At 70.5% G+C, this 14,426-nt stretch carries 15 protein-coding genes; 6 read left to right on the top strand and 9 right to left on the bottom strand.

Annotation, left to right across the window (positions count from 1 at the left end; all coding sequences use genetic code 11):
- Positions 1-3 precede the first annotated feature (3 nt).
- The 3 genes from ACOZ35_RS08690 to ACOZ35_RS08680 are packed head-to-tail and all read right to left on the bottom strand — an operon-like array spanning position 4 to position 3,359.
- Entirely contained in the window at positions 4-918 is a 915-nt protein-coding gene (locus ACOZ35_RS08690) for a DMT family transporter (RefSeq protein WP_424015973.1), read from the bottom strand.
- A gap of 45 nt (positions 919-963) precedes the next feature.
- Positions 964-2,010 carry a geranylfarnesyl diphosphate synthase gene (idsA3, locus tag ACOZ35_RS08685; protein ID WP_424015972.1) on the bottom strand — a complete coding sequence of 349 codons (1,047 nt, stop codon included), beginning with the start codon at positions 2,008-2,010 and terminating at the stop codon, positions 964-966.
- Positions 2,007-3,359 carry an RNase J family beta-CASP ribonuclease gene (locus tag ACOZ35_RS08680; protein ID WP_424016054.1) on the bottom strand — a complete coding sequence of 451 codons (1,353 nt, stop codon included), beginning with the start codon at positions 3,357-3,359 and terminating at the stop codon, positions 2,007-2,009. Before ACOZ35_RS08680 ends, idsA3 begins: the two co-directional genes overlap by 4 nt.
- 278 nt (positions 3,360-3,637) lie before the next feature.
- On the opposite strand from ACOZ35_RS08680, the gene ACOZ35_RS08675 reads away from it, so the two are divergent.
- The 5 genes from ACOZ35_RS08675 to ACOZ35_RS08655 all read left to right on the top strand — a co-directional run bounded on the left by ACOZ35_RS08675 (position 3,638) and on the right by ACOZ35_RS08655 (position 7,650).
- Complete coding sequence (locus ACOZ35_RS08675) at positions 3,638-4,318, top strand: hypothetical protein (protein WP_424015971.1); 681 nt, start codon at positions 3,638-3,640, stop codon at positions 4,316-4,318.
- Entirely contained in the window at positions 4,315-5,685 is a 1,371-nt protein-coding gene (locus ACOZ35_RS08670; RefSeq protein WP_424015970.1) for a hypothetical protein, read from the top strand. The genes ACOZ35_RS08675 and ACOZ35_RS08670 overlap by 4 nt, the downstream gene beginning before the upstream one ends.
- Positions 5,686-5,735: 50 nt before the next feature.
- On the top strand, positions 5,736-5,978 hold the full coding sequence (locus ACOZ35_RS08665) for an LSM domain-containing protein (RefSeq protein WP_424015969.1): 243 nt from the start codon (positions 5,736-5,738) through the stop codon (positions 5,976-5,978).
- Positions 5,975-6,151 (top strand): 50S ribosomal protein L37e, encoded by a 177-nt coding sequence (locus tag ACOZ35_RS08660; protein ID WP_004596897.1) that lies wholly within the window; start codon positions 5,975-5,977, stop codon positions 6,149-6,151. The genes ACOZ35_RS08665 and ACOZ35_RS08660 overlap by 4 nt, the downstream gene beginning before the upstream one ends.
- A 464-nt stretch (positions 6,152-6,615) precedes the next feature.
- Complete coding sequence (locus ACOZ35_RS08655; protein WP_424015968.1) at positions 6,616-7,650, top strand: LLM class flavin-dependent oxidoreductase; 1,035 nt, start codon at positions 6,616-6,618, stop codon at positions 7,648-7,650.
- A 431-nt stretch (positions 7,651-8,081) separates the two neighbouring features.
- On the opposite strand, the gene ACOZ35_RS08650 is transcribed toward ACOZ35_RS08655, so the two are convergent.
- The 4 genes from ACOZ35_RS08650 to ACOZ35_RS08635 are packed head-to-tail and all read right to left on the bottom strand — an operon-like array spanning position 8,082 to position 12,115.
- A complete protein-coding gene (locus tag ACOZ35_RS08650) occupies positions 8,082-9,161 on the bottom strand; it encodes a deoxyhypusine synthase (RefSeq protein ID WP_424015967.1) in 1,080 nt (359 codons plus the stop codon).
- Positions 9,158-9,481: a ubiquitin-like small modifier protein 1 gene (locus tag ACOZ35_RS08645; RefSeq protein WP_424015966.1), complete on the bottom strand. Its 324-nt coding sequence runs from the start codon at positions 9,479-9,481 to the stop codon at positions 9,158-9,160. Before ACOZ35_RS08645 ends, ACOZ35_RS08650 begins: the two co-directional genes overlap by 4 nt.
- Positions 9,482-9,503: 22 nt before the next feature.
- Positions 9,504-10,850 carry a cation:proton antiporter regulatory subunit gene (locus ACOZ35_RS08640; RefSeq protein ID WP_424015965.1) on the bottom strand — a complete coding sequence of 449 codons (1,347 nt, stop codon included), beginning with the start codon at positions 10,848-10,850 and terminating at the stop codon, positions 9,504-9,506.
- On the bottom strand, positions 10,847-12,115 hold the full coding sequence (locus tag ACOZ35_RS08635; protein ID WP_424015964.1) for a potassium channel family protein: 1,269 nt from the start codon (positions 12,113-12,115) through the stop codon (positions 10,847-10,849). Before ACOZ35_RS08635 ends, ACOZ35_RS08640 begins: the two co-directional genes overlap by 4 nt.
- 119 nt (positions 12,116-12,234) lie before the next feature.
- On the opposite strand from ACOZ35_RS08635, the gene ACOZ35_RS08630 reads away from it, so the two are divergent.
- On the top strand, positions 12,235-13,404 hold the full coding sequence (locus ACOZ35_RS08630) for an NAD-binding protein (protein ID WP_424015963.1): 1,170 nt from the start codon (positions 12,235-12,237) through the stop codon (positions 13,402-13,404).
- Between the two features lie 30 nt (positions 13,405-13,434).
- Here the strand turns inward: ACOZ35_RS08630 and ACOZ35_RS08625 are convergent, their stop codons facing one another.
- Both ACOZ35_RS08625 and ACOZ35_RS08620 read right to left on the bottom strand, forming a co-directional pair.
- Positions 13,435-14,070, bottom strand: coding sequence for a uracil-DNA glycosylase (locus ACOZ35_RS08625; RefSeq protein WP_424015962.1), 636 nt, complete (start codon positions 14,068-14,070; stop codon positions 13,435-13,437).
- A 109-nt stretch (positions 14,071-14,179) separates the two neighbouring features.
- Positions 14,180-14,407 carry a helix-turn-helix domain-containing protein gene (locus ACOZ35_RS08620; protein WP_424015961.1) on the bottom strand — a complete coding sequence of 76 codons (228 nt, stop codon included), beginning with the start codon at positions 14,405-14,407 and terminating at the stop codon, positions 14,180-14,182.
- Positions 14,408-14,426: the final 19 nt, after the last annotated feature.

Below are 14,426 nucleotides of genomic sequence, written 5' to 3'. Positions count from 1 at the left end.
TTTTTAGCCCGGGAACCGAATCTCGGCGGCTGCGTCGGCGATCTCGTGCCGTTTCAACAGTCCGAACCCGAGGACGATGACCGCGAAGCCAGCGACGGTGAACGGTGTGACCGGCTCGGCGAGCAGCAGGGCGCCCGCGACGGTCGCCACGATCGGCACGACGTACGAGACGAGGTTGATCTCGAAGGGGCCGAGCCGGTCGAGCAGCGTGAAGTAGATGGTGTACGCAACCGCCGACGAGAGCAGTCCGAGGAACGCCAGCGCGACGAGCGCGCGCGGGGCGGCGGCCGGGAGCCGCTGGCTCTCGCCGATACCGAGGCTGAGCGTGTGGATGGCGAGTGCGCCGAACCCCATCGCCCATCCGGTGAGCGCCACGCTGGAGAACGATGTCTCCACGGTCCGGAGGCCGACGCTGCCGACCGCGACGGCGATGACGCCGATCGCGATCAGGCCGACGCCGACCGCGACGCCCCCGCCGAGGTTCGCGGGGTCCGGCTGCGCGACGAGGCCCACGCCGAGGAACGCGAGAACGACGCCGACCGCGCCGCGCGCGTCGAGGTCCGACCCGCCGACCCAGACGGCCGCGACCGCCGCGGTCGCGATCGGGACGAGGCTGTAGGTGATGGAGGCGATGCCGCTCGTCGTGTACTGCTGGCCGACGAACAGCAGGGAGTTGTTCGCGGCCACCGAGAGCCCGCCGCTGAACCCGATCGCGGCGAGGTCGCCGCGGGTCCGCGGGAACGGGCTATCCTGCGTGAGCAACACGTACGAGATCAGCGCCAGCGCGGCCACGTCGAACCGATAGGCGGCGTACAACACCGGCGGGTAGTAGTCGAGGCCGACCTCGATGGCGACGAAGGATCCGCCCCACAGCAGGGCGAGCGCGAAAAACAGCGCGACGTCTCGATACCGTGACACGGTCGACCGAACGCGCGCCGGGGGTAAAGCGGTGTTCGTTCGCTCTCAGTAGCCGCGGACGATGAGGTAGTCCGCGAGGTCTTCGAGCAGGCTCCGGGAGCCGCTCTCGGGGAGGAGCTCGAGGTGTTCCTTCGAGCGCTCGGTGAGGTCTTCGGCGGTGTCGCGGGCGTATTCGATGGAGCCGACCTCTTCTAACGCCGCGACCGCGTCGTCGATGGCCGCCTCGGTCACCTCGGCGGGCGTGTCGGCGTCGACGAGGCCGTCGACGTCGACTCCCTGCTGGCGGGCGTGGAGGGTGATGAGTGTCTCTTTCCCCTCCACGAGGTCGGAGCCGCGCTGCTTGCCGAGATCCTCGGAGGGAACAGTCAGGTCGAGTACGTCATCTTGGATCTGGAACGCGCGCCCGGAGTCGATCCCGTACTGGTATAAGGCGTCGACGACGTCCTCGTCGGCGCCGAGCAGGAGCGCGGGCGTCGCCGCGGACGCGCCGTAGAGGACGGCGGTCTTCAGCTCGACCATCTCCAGGTACTCCTCGGGGAGGATGTCGTCGCGGCTCTCGAAGGCGACGTCGAGCGCCTGCCCCTCGCAGATCTCGGTGCAGGTCGACGCGAGCATCCGCATCGCTTCGAGCCCGTGTTGCGGATCCGCGCCCGTCTCGGTCATGAACTCGAACGCCTTCGAGTAGAGCGTGTCGCCCGCGAGGATCGCCGTCGAGACGTCGTACGCCTCGTGGACCGCGGGGACGCCCCGACGCAGGTCGTCCTCGTCCATGATGTCGTCGTGGATCAGCGTGAACGACTGGATCACCTCGATGGCGACCGCGGCCCGCATCACGTCGACCTCGTCGCCGTCGAGCGACGGGAACGCGCGGAAGTCGGCGCCCATCGGCTCGGTGCCGGTGACCGCCTCCGCGGCCAGCGTCGTCACCGTGGGGCGGAGCCGCTTCCCGCCCGCCTCGAGGATGTACCGGGTCGCCTCGTACAGCCGCTCGGGCTCTTGGACCGGCAGCTCCTCGTCGATAGCGGCGTTGACGAGGTCACGCCGCTCGCGGATGGCTTCCAACACCCGCGCCTCCTTCGTCTCGCTCGTCATTCGGCGAGCTGGATGACGCTCCCGTTCTGCGTGACGTGGATGTCACGTCCGAGCTTGTACCCCTGCGACGTCGCGAGGTTCACGTACGGCGAGCGCCCCTCCAGCGTCTGGTGGCCGGGGATGAGGTGCTGCGGCTGGAGCGCCTGAAGCATCTCGTAGTGGCCCTCCTCGCGGAGGTGGCCGGAGACGTGGATGTCGTCGTAGAGGCGCGCGCCCTGCATCCGGAGCAGCTGTTCGCTCTGGTAGCGCTGCCCCTCGTTGGTGGGCTCCGGGATGACGCTCGCGCTGAAGACGACCTTGTCGCCGTCGTCGATTTCGTACGGCGTCTCGCCGCGGCCCATGCGGGTGAGCATCGCGCGCGGCTCGCCCTGGTGGCCCGTCACGATGGGGAGGAAGTTCCCCTTCCCCTCCTTCATGATCCGCTTGAACGCGCGGTCGACGGACTTCCGGTGTCCGTACATGCCGACGTCGCCCTGGAAGTCGACGAAGTCGAGCCGCTCGGCCGTGCCGGAGTACTTCTCCATCGAGCGACCGAGCAGGACCGGCTGGCGGCCGATCTCGCGAGCGTACTCGACGAGGGTCTTCACGCGGGCGATGTGGGAGGAGAACGTGGTGGCGATGATGCCGCCCGTGTAGTCCTCCATCGATTTGAGCGTGTCCTCGACGTGCTTTTTCGCGTACGACTCGGAGGGCGTGCGGCCCTTCCGGCCGGCGTTCGTACAGTCCTCGATGTACGCGAGGACGCCCTCGTCTTGGCGGCCGATCTCGCGGAACCGCTCCATGTCGATCGGGTCGCCGATGACGGGGTCGTGGTCCAGTCGCTTGTCAAGGCCGTAGACGATCGCGCCCTCGGGCGTGTGGAGGACCGGGTTGATCGCGTCGATGATGGAGTGCGTGACGTTGACGAACTCCATCTCGACCTGCTCGGAGTCGCCGATCGCCATCGAGGCGCCCGGCTTCATCTTCACGAGGTCGTTGTCGACCTGGAACTTCCCCTCGTCTTCGATCTGCTGGCGGACCAGCTCGATCGTGTACGGCGCGGAGACGATCGGCGCGTCGTAGCGGTGGGCGAGCTTCGGGATCCCCGCAATGTGGTCGAGGTGACCGTGGGTGGGGACGATCGCCTGAACGTCGCCCTCCAGTTCGCTCATGACCCGGTCGTCCGGGATGGCGCCCATGTCGATCAGGTCGAGGCTGTGCATGCTTTCGGTCTCCACGTTGTCGTGGATGAGGACCTTACTGAGGTTCAGGCCCATGTCGAAGATGACGATGTCCTCGCCCGCTCGGACCGCCGTCATCTGTCGACCGACCTCTTCGTAACCGCCGAGTGTCGCAATTTCGATTTCCATGGTGTGTTCGTGTCTGACGCCGTGGTCGGCGCCGGTCACTGAAACCCCGCAAGGAGCCGTCGGCGCACCGTCGTACCGCGCGTCGTTGAAGGCCCCGCTACGGCCGAGTCGTCGCGACTCACCGTGTCCCGCGGGAGTGTGGTACATCGGCGTACTCTCGCCCACGTTAAAAACTCCCGGGTTCGGCCGTGCGGGGGCGTTCATGCCCGAACGCGGCGACGACGGGACTCTCCGGGAGTCCCACAAAGCGTTTCACGCTTTCGGGCGAACTGTCGACGATGGCAGACGTTCCCCGCCGGCGAGCCCTCCTCGCGGCCGCGTCAGGGATCACCGCCCTGGCTGGCTGCGCCGGCAGCGAGACCGCATCGAACAGCTATCCGGTCCGGAACGAGCGGCGGATCGAAGACTACGAACTCGAGAAGACGCGCGACGAGGACGGCGGCGCGCTGGTCATCGAGGACGACGACGCGCCGGTTACCGAGGACGACGAGACGCCGTCGGTCTCCGCCGAGGAGCGGGCGCTACAGCGGCGGCACGCCTATCGCGTGTTGGTCTCCGAGGACGACCTCGCAGCGGTCAGCTTCGCCGAGACGTCGGCGGGCGAGCGCCTCCGGTCGTTCTGCGCCGAGACGGACTTCGACGCCGAGTCGGTGTATCTCCTCTCGATGCCCGTGGGAGCCTGCCGGGACGTCCGGCTGGAGTCGGTGTCCGTCGAGCGGGACGACCTCGCGGAGGGCGACCTCCACCCGCGCGCCGACTTCTGTCGGGCGTACCGTCCGGCGGACGTCGAGTGCGACCCGGAGGCGACCCACACCGTCGGGTTCGCGATCCGGATCCCCGTTGCGGCCGATCACTCAAACGGAAGCGGACGCGGCATGGGAAGCTCCTGTCGACACGGGGAGCCGCCGGCCGTGTTCAACGCGTCGGCCTCGTCCGGAACCGACGGTGATGAGGCGTGACCCGCGGGTCGGGTTCGGATCGCGCATGGGATTCACGCCGCCAGTTCCTTGCGGGGGCGGCGGCGGCCGGCACGGCGGCGCTCGCCGGCTGCTCCGGACTCCCGTTCACCGGCGACGAGGAGCGTCAAGAGGCGCCCGTGTCGCTCTCCGCCGACGCCGTCGGATCGATCGACTGGCCGGCGTCGCCGTTCCCCGTGACAGTTCCCGCGTCGCTCGCGGACGCCCACGAGGCGCGGGCCCGCGGGCTGCTCGACGACGTGCCGGTCGAGCCGGAACTCCCCAACGCGGCGGTCGCGACGGCGATCGGCGACGACCGCGAGCACGCGATGCGGCGCGTGGAGGCCGAGACGGCCGACGGCTGGCCGGTCGACGCCCTCTCCGCGTGGCGCCGGCGCCGGGAGGACGCCGCGGAGGTCCGGGCCGCGTACCGCGCGGCCACCGGGACCGACGACGGGTCGGAACTCGCCGCCCGGCGACGCGCGGTGCGCGAGGATCGCGCGTCGCTCGCGGGGGATCTGGAGTACCGAGCCGAGTCGCCGACGGCGGCGGTGCTGGCGTACGAGCCCGTCGAGTCGCTGCTCGCGGAGTGCGCGCGGCACGTCCGACCGCGCGTGACGTACCCCGCCGATCCGGTCGCCGATCCCTTCCGGGCCGGCGAGGCGGTGAGCGGCGTCGAGCGCGCGAGTGCGGCCGCGGCCGACGCCGAGGGGCTCCGCGAGGCGTACCTCGACGAGCGCGGGGGCCGCGACGGGACGGCGCCGCGGTGGGCGTCGCTGGTCGCGGCCGCCGAGGGACTGCGGGGGTCGGTGAGTCGGACCCGTTCGACCGTCCGCGAGCGCACCGGCGGCGAGGAGCCGTTCGCCGACGAGGACCTGAGCGACACGGTCGCACAGGAGCTGGTCGCCGTGGCCGAGCTCGGGGTTGGGTCGACGGCTGAGGACGTCGAGCGCGCAACCGACGCCGGCGAGTACGCCACCGCCGTGGTCGAGGCCGGCATCGCGCTGGCCGAGTGCGAGGCGTACCGGCGGGCCGTCGACGAGATCCGCGACGGCGAACACCGGGAGTACCCCACGGAGTCGTCTGTGCGGTCGGCCGCGGAACGGGCGCGAGCGACGGTGGGCGAGGTCGTCGACCGCGACGACCCGCTTGCGACGCGGCTCGTCCGGCCCGGGCTGGAAATAGTCGGCTACGTCGCCGACCGGATCGAGCAGGGGTACGGCTCGGCGCGACGGAGCCAGGCGGAACTGGCGTACGCTGACCTGTACGCGAGCGCGGTCCCGGCGGTTACCGAGTTCGTTCGCGAGCGGCTGGAGCGAGGGTCGGTCGGAGGTTCCGAAGAGACGTTCGTGTCAAACCGACCGGCCTGAGGGCCTGCGTCCCGGTATTTTTATTACCGCGACGGGCGGCGATACGGACAATGAGTGGACGACCCCTCGACGTGCTCGAAGCGTCGCTCGAGGACCCCGTGACGGTACACCTGAAGGACGGCACGACGTACTACGGTGTGCTCGGCGGTTACGACCAACACATGAACGTCGTCATCGAGCCGGAGGCCGACGTGGACGACCGCGTCGACGACGATCTCGACGGCGAGTTCGCGGTCGCGATCGAAGACACAACGATTATACGCGGCGATAACGTCGTCACCATCAAAGCATGACCGGCGCAGGTACGCCCTCTCAGGGAAAAAAGAACAAGACGGTTCACGTGAAGTGTCGACGCTGCGGCGAGAAGTCCTACCACATCAAGAAGGAGCGCTGCTCCTCGTGCGGCTTCGGCGAGTCCGCCTCCCGGCGCGACTACGCCTGGCAGTCGAAGACCGGCGACAACTGAGCCGCAATTTCTTCGGTTTCTTCTCGCTTTTATTCGCGTAGCTGTGCGTTTATAAATAGAGAATCGAAGCCAGCGAACACCTCTATGACCCAGCCGCTTGCTTATAAATAGCGGATCGCGGATCGACGGCGAAAACCTCCAAAGCCCCAGCCGGGAGGCGGGCGCACGCTCGCTGCGCTCCTCACTCGGTCGCTACCGCTCCCTCGTTGCGGTGCTTGCGTCGCCTGCGCCCGCCTCCCGGCTGCCCCTTTGAGTCCCGCCCCGCACCGCTCCGCACAGCACCTCAGGCCTCCCCAACCTCGCGGCTCCCTCCGCTTCGCTCCGGTCGCCGCGTCCTGCGCGCGTGCTGTTCGGCCGCGGGGCGGCCTCACAGGCACGCGCCACCGCCCGGGTCCGTGGTTTCGATTCCCCGAACACCCCGCCGGCGAGCCAACCGTTAACCGGGTCAGTCGCCCAGCGGAGGTATGGACCTCTCAGTCGTCGACCTCTCGCCGGTCCCCCGGGGCGGCACCGCGGCGGACGCGTTCGAGAACACGGTCGACGCCGCGCGCCACGCCGAGCGACTGGGCTACGAGCGCTTCTGGGTCGCCGAACACCACGGGATGGGCGACCGCCTGGCGGGCACCACCCCCGAGGTGCTGCTCGGCCGCATCGCGGGCGCGACCGAGTCGATCCGGATCGGCTCCGGGGCCGTGCTCATGAACCACTACGCCCCGTTCAAGGTGGCCGAGTCGTTCGGCGTCCTCGACGGGCTGGCGCCCGGCCGCGTCGACCTCGGAATGGGCCGCGCCAACGGCTCGCCCGCCTCCGACCGCGCGCTCGGCACGGACCGGCGCGTCGAGAACCCGAACGAGGACCACCGCGAGCGGATCACCGCGGTCGTCAACCACCTGCGCGACGAGTACCCCACCGAACACCCGTACAGCGACCTGTCGGTGCCGGGATCTGACGAGGGGCCGGCGGTCCCGTGGATGCTCGGATCGAGTCCGTCGAGCGGCGAAATCGCGGGCGAGCTGGGCCTCCGCTACTGCTTCGCCGGGTTCATCCGCCCCGGATTCGCCGAGCGCGCGTTCGCGGCGTACCGCGAGGCGTTCGACCCCGAGGGTGGACTCGGGGAGCTCGACGAGCCGCGAGGGATGGTCGCGGTCAACGCGGTCGCGGCCGAGACGGACGAAGCGGCGGCCCGGCGTCGCGCGCCCGCGGAGGCGACGTTCCGGCGGATGCAGCGCGGCGAGCTGGGCGACGAGACGCCCACGGTCGAGGAGGCGGTCGACGAGCTCGGCGGGGCGCCCGAGCCGACGCCCGCGACGCTCGACGACGACGAGTGGCCGCGCGCGATCTCCGGGAGTCCGGAGACGATCTCGGGGCTGTTGGAGCAGTTGGCCGACCGCGTCGGCGTCGACGAGATGATGATCCAGCACACCGTGCCGGACCACGACGACGCCTTGGAGTCGCACGCGCTGCTCGCCGAGGCGATGGATCTAGACGGTCGAGAGTAGGTCGGTCTCGGTGGGATGGACGGTCTCTACTGCTCTCTCAGACGGCGAAACCGACCGACGGTGACGGATACCGCCGGAGCCTCAGCCGCTCGTTTATAAATGACTAACCGTGGATCGGCGGAGAACACCTCCAAAGCCCCAGCCGCGAGGGCTCGCGCGGCTCGCTGCGGTCCTCGTCGTTCGCTTCGCTCACTCCTGCGGTCCTTACGTCGCCGTGCTTCGCCCTCGCGACTGCCCCTTTGAGTCCCACCCCGCACCGCGCAGCACCGCACCCCACGCCTCCCCAGCCTCGTCAGTCGCCTCCGCTTCGCTCCGGCGACTGACTCCCTCGCGCGTGCTGTCTCGCGGTCGCCGGGGGCGACCGCTCGCAGGCACGCGCCACCGCAGATCGGTTTATAAGCAATGACCCGGTCAGGGCCGCACTCGTCGTCTTACTCCACGCGCTCGCGGGCCGCGGCGATAAGCATCGGGAGCATCACGGTCGCGTCGCCGTAGACCGAGGCGTTGCGCGCGTCCTTCTCCAGTTTCCCCCACGAGCGCGCCTCTTCGAGGCTCGCGCCGGAGAGCCCGCCGGTCGCCTCGGGGTCCATCGTGATCTGGACGGCGTAGTCGTACGCGCGCGGCGTGACGAGCATCGTCTGGAGGGTGAAGTTCTTCGGGACGCCGCCGCCGACGAGCAGGCAGCCGGCGTCGTCGGCCTCGAACGCGAGGTCGGTGAGTTCGGTCATGTCGGCTAACGCGTCGAGCGTGAAGTCGGCGGTCTGGGCGTACATCCACGCCTGAAGCCCCAGCACGGAGTCTTGGACCGCGGGACAGTAGATCGGCACGTCGCACTCGTAGGCGGCGGCCGCGACCCCCGGCCCCTCCGGGACGTCGTCGCGCTCGTTCACTTCGGCGTTCGCGCGGCCGAGCTCGCGCGTGAGGTCCGCGATGGAGACGGCGTCGGTCCCCTCCGCGTCCGGGTCGGCCTCCAGCGCCGGGAACACCTCCTCGCGGAGGTGCCCCTCGAACTCTGCGAAGTGCTCCTGCGGGAGGTAGACGTTGTAGATGCGGTCGACCCCCTCGTCGCGGAGCCCCTCGTCGTGCTCGCGGGGAGTCTTCTCGGGGTCGTGAGTGCGCCCGTGGTGGTGTTTCCCGCCGATGGCCTCGATGGCGTCGTGGGTGAGGTTCGCCCCGGTCGTCACCAGCGCGTCGACGTAGCCGTCCCGGATGAGGTCGGCGACGATTCGGCGCATGCCGGCAGGGACCATCGCGCCCGCGAGCGAGAGGAACACGGTGCAGTCCTCGTTGTCGAACATCTCCGCGAGCACGTCGCCCGCCTCGTTGACCGCGGCGGCGCCGATCCCCGCGTCTCCGTAGCCGTCGACGAGCTCGCTCACCGTCATCCCGGCGGTCGCGCGGGTGTGGCCGACCGGGTCCTCGCCGAACTCCTCGCGGTGCGGCTCGTGGCCGCCGTGATCGTGTCCGTCACCGTCGCCTGCCCCTCCCGTCCCCTCGTCGCTGTCGGTCATGGCTCCGGATGGGGCCGGCGCGCGTTTGAAACGACCGATCGGCCAACGGCCCCGCCGCTCACCGGCGGGAACAGCGCGAGTTCGTCGCCCGCTTCCAGCGTCGCGTCGAGCCCCTCGTCGTGGCGGACGCTCCGTCCGTTCCGGAGGACGTTGATGTGGTCCGCGACGGTCCCGTCCTCCATGACGCGGTCCCGGAGGTCCGGATGCGCGTCCAGCAGCGCGTCGAGCGCGTCACCGACCGTGTCGCCCGGCTCCGCGTCGACGGTCACCGCGCGGTCGCCCGCGATCTCCGCGAGGTCGGCGAACAGCTTCCACTCCATGGCGGATCCCCGCGCGGACGACTCAAGAGCGTTGCGCCCCGTCGGGATCGGCGGGGTCGTCTGCGTCCGCCGCGTCGGCGTCGTTGGAATCGATTTCGCCATCGAGTCCGGCCTCCGCGTCGAGCTCAACCTCCGCGTCGATGTCGTCGAGTTCGGCGTCGCGCGTGGCCGCGGACGGCGTCTCGGCACCACCGTCTGGCCCGTCAGCGTCGGCCGGCGATGCGGCGGCGGCCTCGAACCGACGGATCGCGTCCGGCCTGCCGACGAGATACACCAGGTCGCCGGCGCCGAAGGCGTACGCGCGCGGCGGGATCGGCTGGACGGGCCCCTCCGCCGGGCGCACCGCGGCCACGACGGCTCCAACCTCGCCGACGGTGCTCCCGTCGAGGTCGCTCCCGGCGCCCACCGCGACCGAGGCCATCGTCTCGTCCGCGGTCCGCAGCAGCGAGGCGAACTCGCGGTCAGCCTGCGGCTCCGCGGGAAGCGTTACGAGGCGGTAGCCGCCCTCGTCGGTCAGCCGCTCGGCGTCCGACTCGTCGAGCGCGACGGTGACGGCGTCGCCGGCGACGCCGCGCAGCTCGCCGGTCGCGACGCGCTTCGGCTCCGGGTCGTCGCGCCACAGCTGGACCGTGTCGCCGACGGTGGCGTTGTTCGGCGGGTCCGCCGCGACCGCGACCGCCGCCGACCCCGGCGCGAGCGTCGGGCCGAGCCCCGCGGCCCGGGAGCCGACCGCGAAGTACTCGACGGTCCCGTCCTCGCCGAGGTCGGCGTCGACGTAGCCGACCCCGTACTCGTCTTTGATCCGGGCGACGAGCCGTTCTCGGAGCTCAGCCGCCGAGAGCTTCCGCGGGAACAGGAGGGTCGTCTCCGCGAGCTCCGCCTTCTTCTCCGGCGAGACGGGGTCGTACGTGTCCATGTCGCCGATCTCGTCGGCCGGCGGGAGCGTCACCGCCGTGAACCGGCCGACCGCGCGCACGACCCCGCTCAGCTCGCCCTCGAGCTGCTTGGCCCCGGAGAGCGCGAACACGTCGACCGCGAGCCGGTCGCCCGCGTACCGGCCGACGGGGGCCATCACCGCCGCAACGCCGAGCGAGACGAGGTTGAAGAACACGCTCTCGGGCGCCAGGAGGGCCGGGTTGTCCCCGATCGCGACCGACCCCAGCGAGGTCGTGTTGAGGTATAAGGCGACGACCGAGACGCCGATCAGGCCGGTCACCCCCTCGGGGATCTCCGTGCGGAAGTACCAGCGGTAGGCCAGCGCCGCGCTCCCGGCCACGAGGGCGGCGACGACCGCGAACGTGACGAGCGTGACCGCCGCCTCCCGGGGCCGGGCGAAGCCGACGTCGACGGCGGCGAGCGAGAGGCTCACGCGGCCACCTCCGCGAACCGGTCGAGCGCGTCGCGGCTCCCGACGACGAACAGGTCGTCGCCCGCCGACAGCGACTGCGAGCCGTCGGGCGCGATCGTCCACGACTCGTGGCGGGCCGCGAGGACCGCGACGTCGTACGCCTCGCGGATCTCGGCCTCGCCGATCGTGTGGCCGTCGAGCGGCCCCCCGGCGACGACGGAGACCTTCCGGAACCGCTTCCCCGCTCGGCGCAGCAGGGCCGTGAGCTCGTATTCCCGACGAGTGCCCCGCGACAACACCAGCACGCGCCCGCGGTCGGCGCGGAGGAGCGCCGCCGCCTCCGAGCGGTCGAGCGCGAGCGTCACGCGCCCCTCGCCGCCGGTCGTGGTTGGGGCGGTCGCCGCCGGCGGGGGGGCGACGGTCTCCTCGCCGCCGTCGGTCCGAGCGTCGTCGTCCGGATCCGGGTCGTCGCCCGCGGCTGGGGCGGGTTTCGACGCCGCGCCGGCCCCCGGCTCCGGCTTCCCGCTCGACCGGGCGGCGATCACGGCGCCCTCGGCGTCGAGCTCGGGGGTGATCACGCGGACCACGTCCCCGCGAGCGATCCCGGTCGGGACGAGCGCCGACACCGACACCGCGCGCTTCCCCGCGGGCACGCGCTTCGAGAGCGCGCCGGTCGGCGGCGCGGCCGACACCGTCGCTCGCGCCTGCTCGTCGATCCGGACCGCGACGTCGGCGAGGTCGAGCTCGGTCTGGAGGCGCTCGCCGAACCGGTCTTCGAGCTCCGCGAGCGGGAGGTCGGCGGGGAACGTCCAGTCGCCGTCGAGGATCGCGCGGCGCGTGTCGGCCGGCAGCGGTGGGTACCCTTCCATATCGTTCACTTCGCCGGCGACCTCGACGGAGACGCGCCCCCGGCCGCCGACGAGCTCGATCACGTCGGTCGAGAGCGTCCGGTCGCGGAGCTGCTTGAGCGAGATGCGCTTGGGGACGCTGGCGCCGAGCCGGTCCCCCTGCGCGTGGGCGTACATCGAGAGCATCAACACCACGACGATCGCCGTGAGGATCGCCGGCGCGCGCTCCGACGACCGGATCGTCTCGTCGTTGAGCGCGAGCAGCCCGCCGTTGACCCCGGCGATCGCGAGCGACAGCACGACGACCCCGAGCCCGGGGATCGTCACGTCCGTCACGTATTTGAACACGAACCCGAGGGTCCCGGCCACCAGCGCGGGAACGATCCCGGTGATGACGCCGAGGTAGATTCCGAAGACGATCTCGACGGGAAGCGACATACGCCACCCAACCGACGGGCGGGTTAAACGTGTGTCGACGGGGGAGCGGGTCGCGCCCGGGACCGTCGGCCTCGCGGTCGCCTCGCGGGGTTTAAGTTCGGTCTCGGCCACCCGGAGATATGGAGCTGACCCGGGACTGGGTGACCGTTCGGGCGTCGATCCTCCTGACGTTCGCGGTCGCGGTGTTGTCGATCCTCGCCGGGCTCGCGCAGATCGGCGGGCTGGGGGTCTCCGGGCCGCTCGCCCCGTACGTTCCGGATGTCTACCGCCAGACTGTCGGCTTCACGGGGACGATAACCGGCTTCTCGATGCTCGGCAGTGGCTTCGCGCTGAAGAACGGCTATCGGGTCGGCTGGTACTCGACGGCCGTCCTGCTCCCGCTGACCGCGATACAGGGACTGATGCAGGCGTCGGTGCTGTCGTTCCCGCTGGTGGCGCTGTCCGTCCTGTCGCTGCCCGCGCTCTTGTACAACCGCGGGCGGTTCGACAGGAAGTTCTCCCCGTCGCCGACGCAACTCGCCGCTGGCGCGGCGCTCGTGACCGCGGTCTCCTACGGGACCGTCGGCTCGTACGCCCTCAGAGACCAGTTCGAGGGAATCGAGACGATCGTCGAAGCGTTTTACTTCACCGTCGTCACCGCCTCGACGGTCGGCTACGGCGACATCCATCCGGCCTCGGACATCGCGCAGCTGTTCGCGCTCTCTTCGCTCGTGATGAACGTCGCCGCCTTCGCGGTGGCGCTCGGGGTCCTCCTCACGCCCGCCATCGAGGCGCAGCTCTCCAAGGCGCTCGGAAAAATGACCGACAGACAGATCGACCTCCTCGACGACCACGTCCTCGTGCTCGGCTACGGGGACCTGACGGAACCGATTCTCGAAGAGCTCGCCGCCCGCGACGGCGTCGAGTACGCCGTCGTAACGCCCGACGAGACCGCCGCGAGGCGGCTCGCCGACCGCGACATTCCGGTGTTCACCGCGGACCCCAGCGACGTCGACCCGCTCGAACGAGTCAACATCGGCGGGGCCCGCGCGGTCGTCGCCGCCACCGAGGACGACGCGCGCGACGCGCTCGCCATCCTCACCGCCCGTCAGCTCAACCCGGACGTGCGGATCGTCGCGGCGGTCACGCAGCGTGAGAACGTCGACAAGCTCCGGCGAGCCGGCGCCGACCAGGTGATCTCGCCGACGACGCTCGGCGGGCACATCATCGTCGACTGCGCGTTCGGCGCCGACAGCAAGGACGCGACCGAGGGAGTCCTCGACGACATCGACCTCGACTCAGACGACTGAGCGTCGCGGCGGGGGACCGAAACCGACCGCTCAGCGGCTCTGGCGTCCTTTCGTCTGTCGATAGTCCCGGCTCAACACGTTCTCGCGCATGTGATCGCGGAAGGCGTCGGCCTCGTCGTCGGTCATCTCCGCCGGCTCTTTCATCGGCACCAGCTCGAACCCGCGCCCGCGGATGGTCGTCGCGTGTTCGGCGTCCACATCGAAGGAGTCCGGCCGGCGGGTCGTGTACTCGACGGCCAGCTCGCGGAGGGGTCGCTCGCCGACCGGCACGATGATCTGGGGGTTTATCATCCGGATCTCCGCGTTGAGGAACGGCTCACAGGTCTCCGCTTCCCAGTCCGTCGGCCCGCGGTCGGGGTGTCGACACCGCGTCAGGTTCGTGAAGAATATGTTCTGGACGTCGGGCTCCGCGGCGTCCGGCTCCGAGCGGACGAAGCCGAGGTCGCCGAAGATCGACTGGACGCGCTCGCCGCCCCCCTCGCCGGTGAAGGGCACGCCGTTGCGCTCGGCGGCCTCGGTCGGCGCCGTCCCGACCACGAGGAACTCGGCGCCGACGTCGCCGTAGCCGTGAACGACGCGGTCGCGGGCGCCGCACAGCTCCTCGCAGTTCTCGCAGTCGGGGTCCATCGCGAACGGGTTTTCGAACTCCGTCTGGTTCGCGTCCACGGTCGACGTGGGCGCTCCGCCACCCTAAACGCTCCGCTGTGGTGGACGGGGCGACGAGAGAGAAGCGGCGTCGCGAGGCGCCGACCTGCGCGTCGAGAAAACGGCCGCGTCAGTTGGGGACGTAACAGTCGCCGTCGCAGTCGACGAGCCCCTCCTTGCGGAGGGTCTTCAGGATGCTGTATAAGGAGAGCTTCTTCATCCCGAGCGACTCGCCCATCTCAGAGACCGTCGCGTCGCCGTTCGTGGTCAGATAGAGGTACACGAGCTTGGCTCGGGGGGACTGGAGCTCCGTGGGCAGCGCGCGGGCCGCTGCGGACGCGGTTTCCGTGTCGATCATCTTGTCCGATATGTTGGGT

Source organism: Halorubrum xinjiangense (assembly GCF_049604745.1).
Lineage (GTDB): Archaea > Halobacteriota > Halobacteria > Halobacteriales > Haloferacaceae > Halorubrum > Halorubrum xinjiangense_A.
This window is presented reverse-complemented; position numbering and strand designations above follow the sequence as displayed.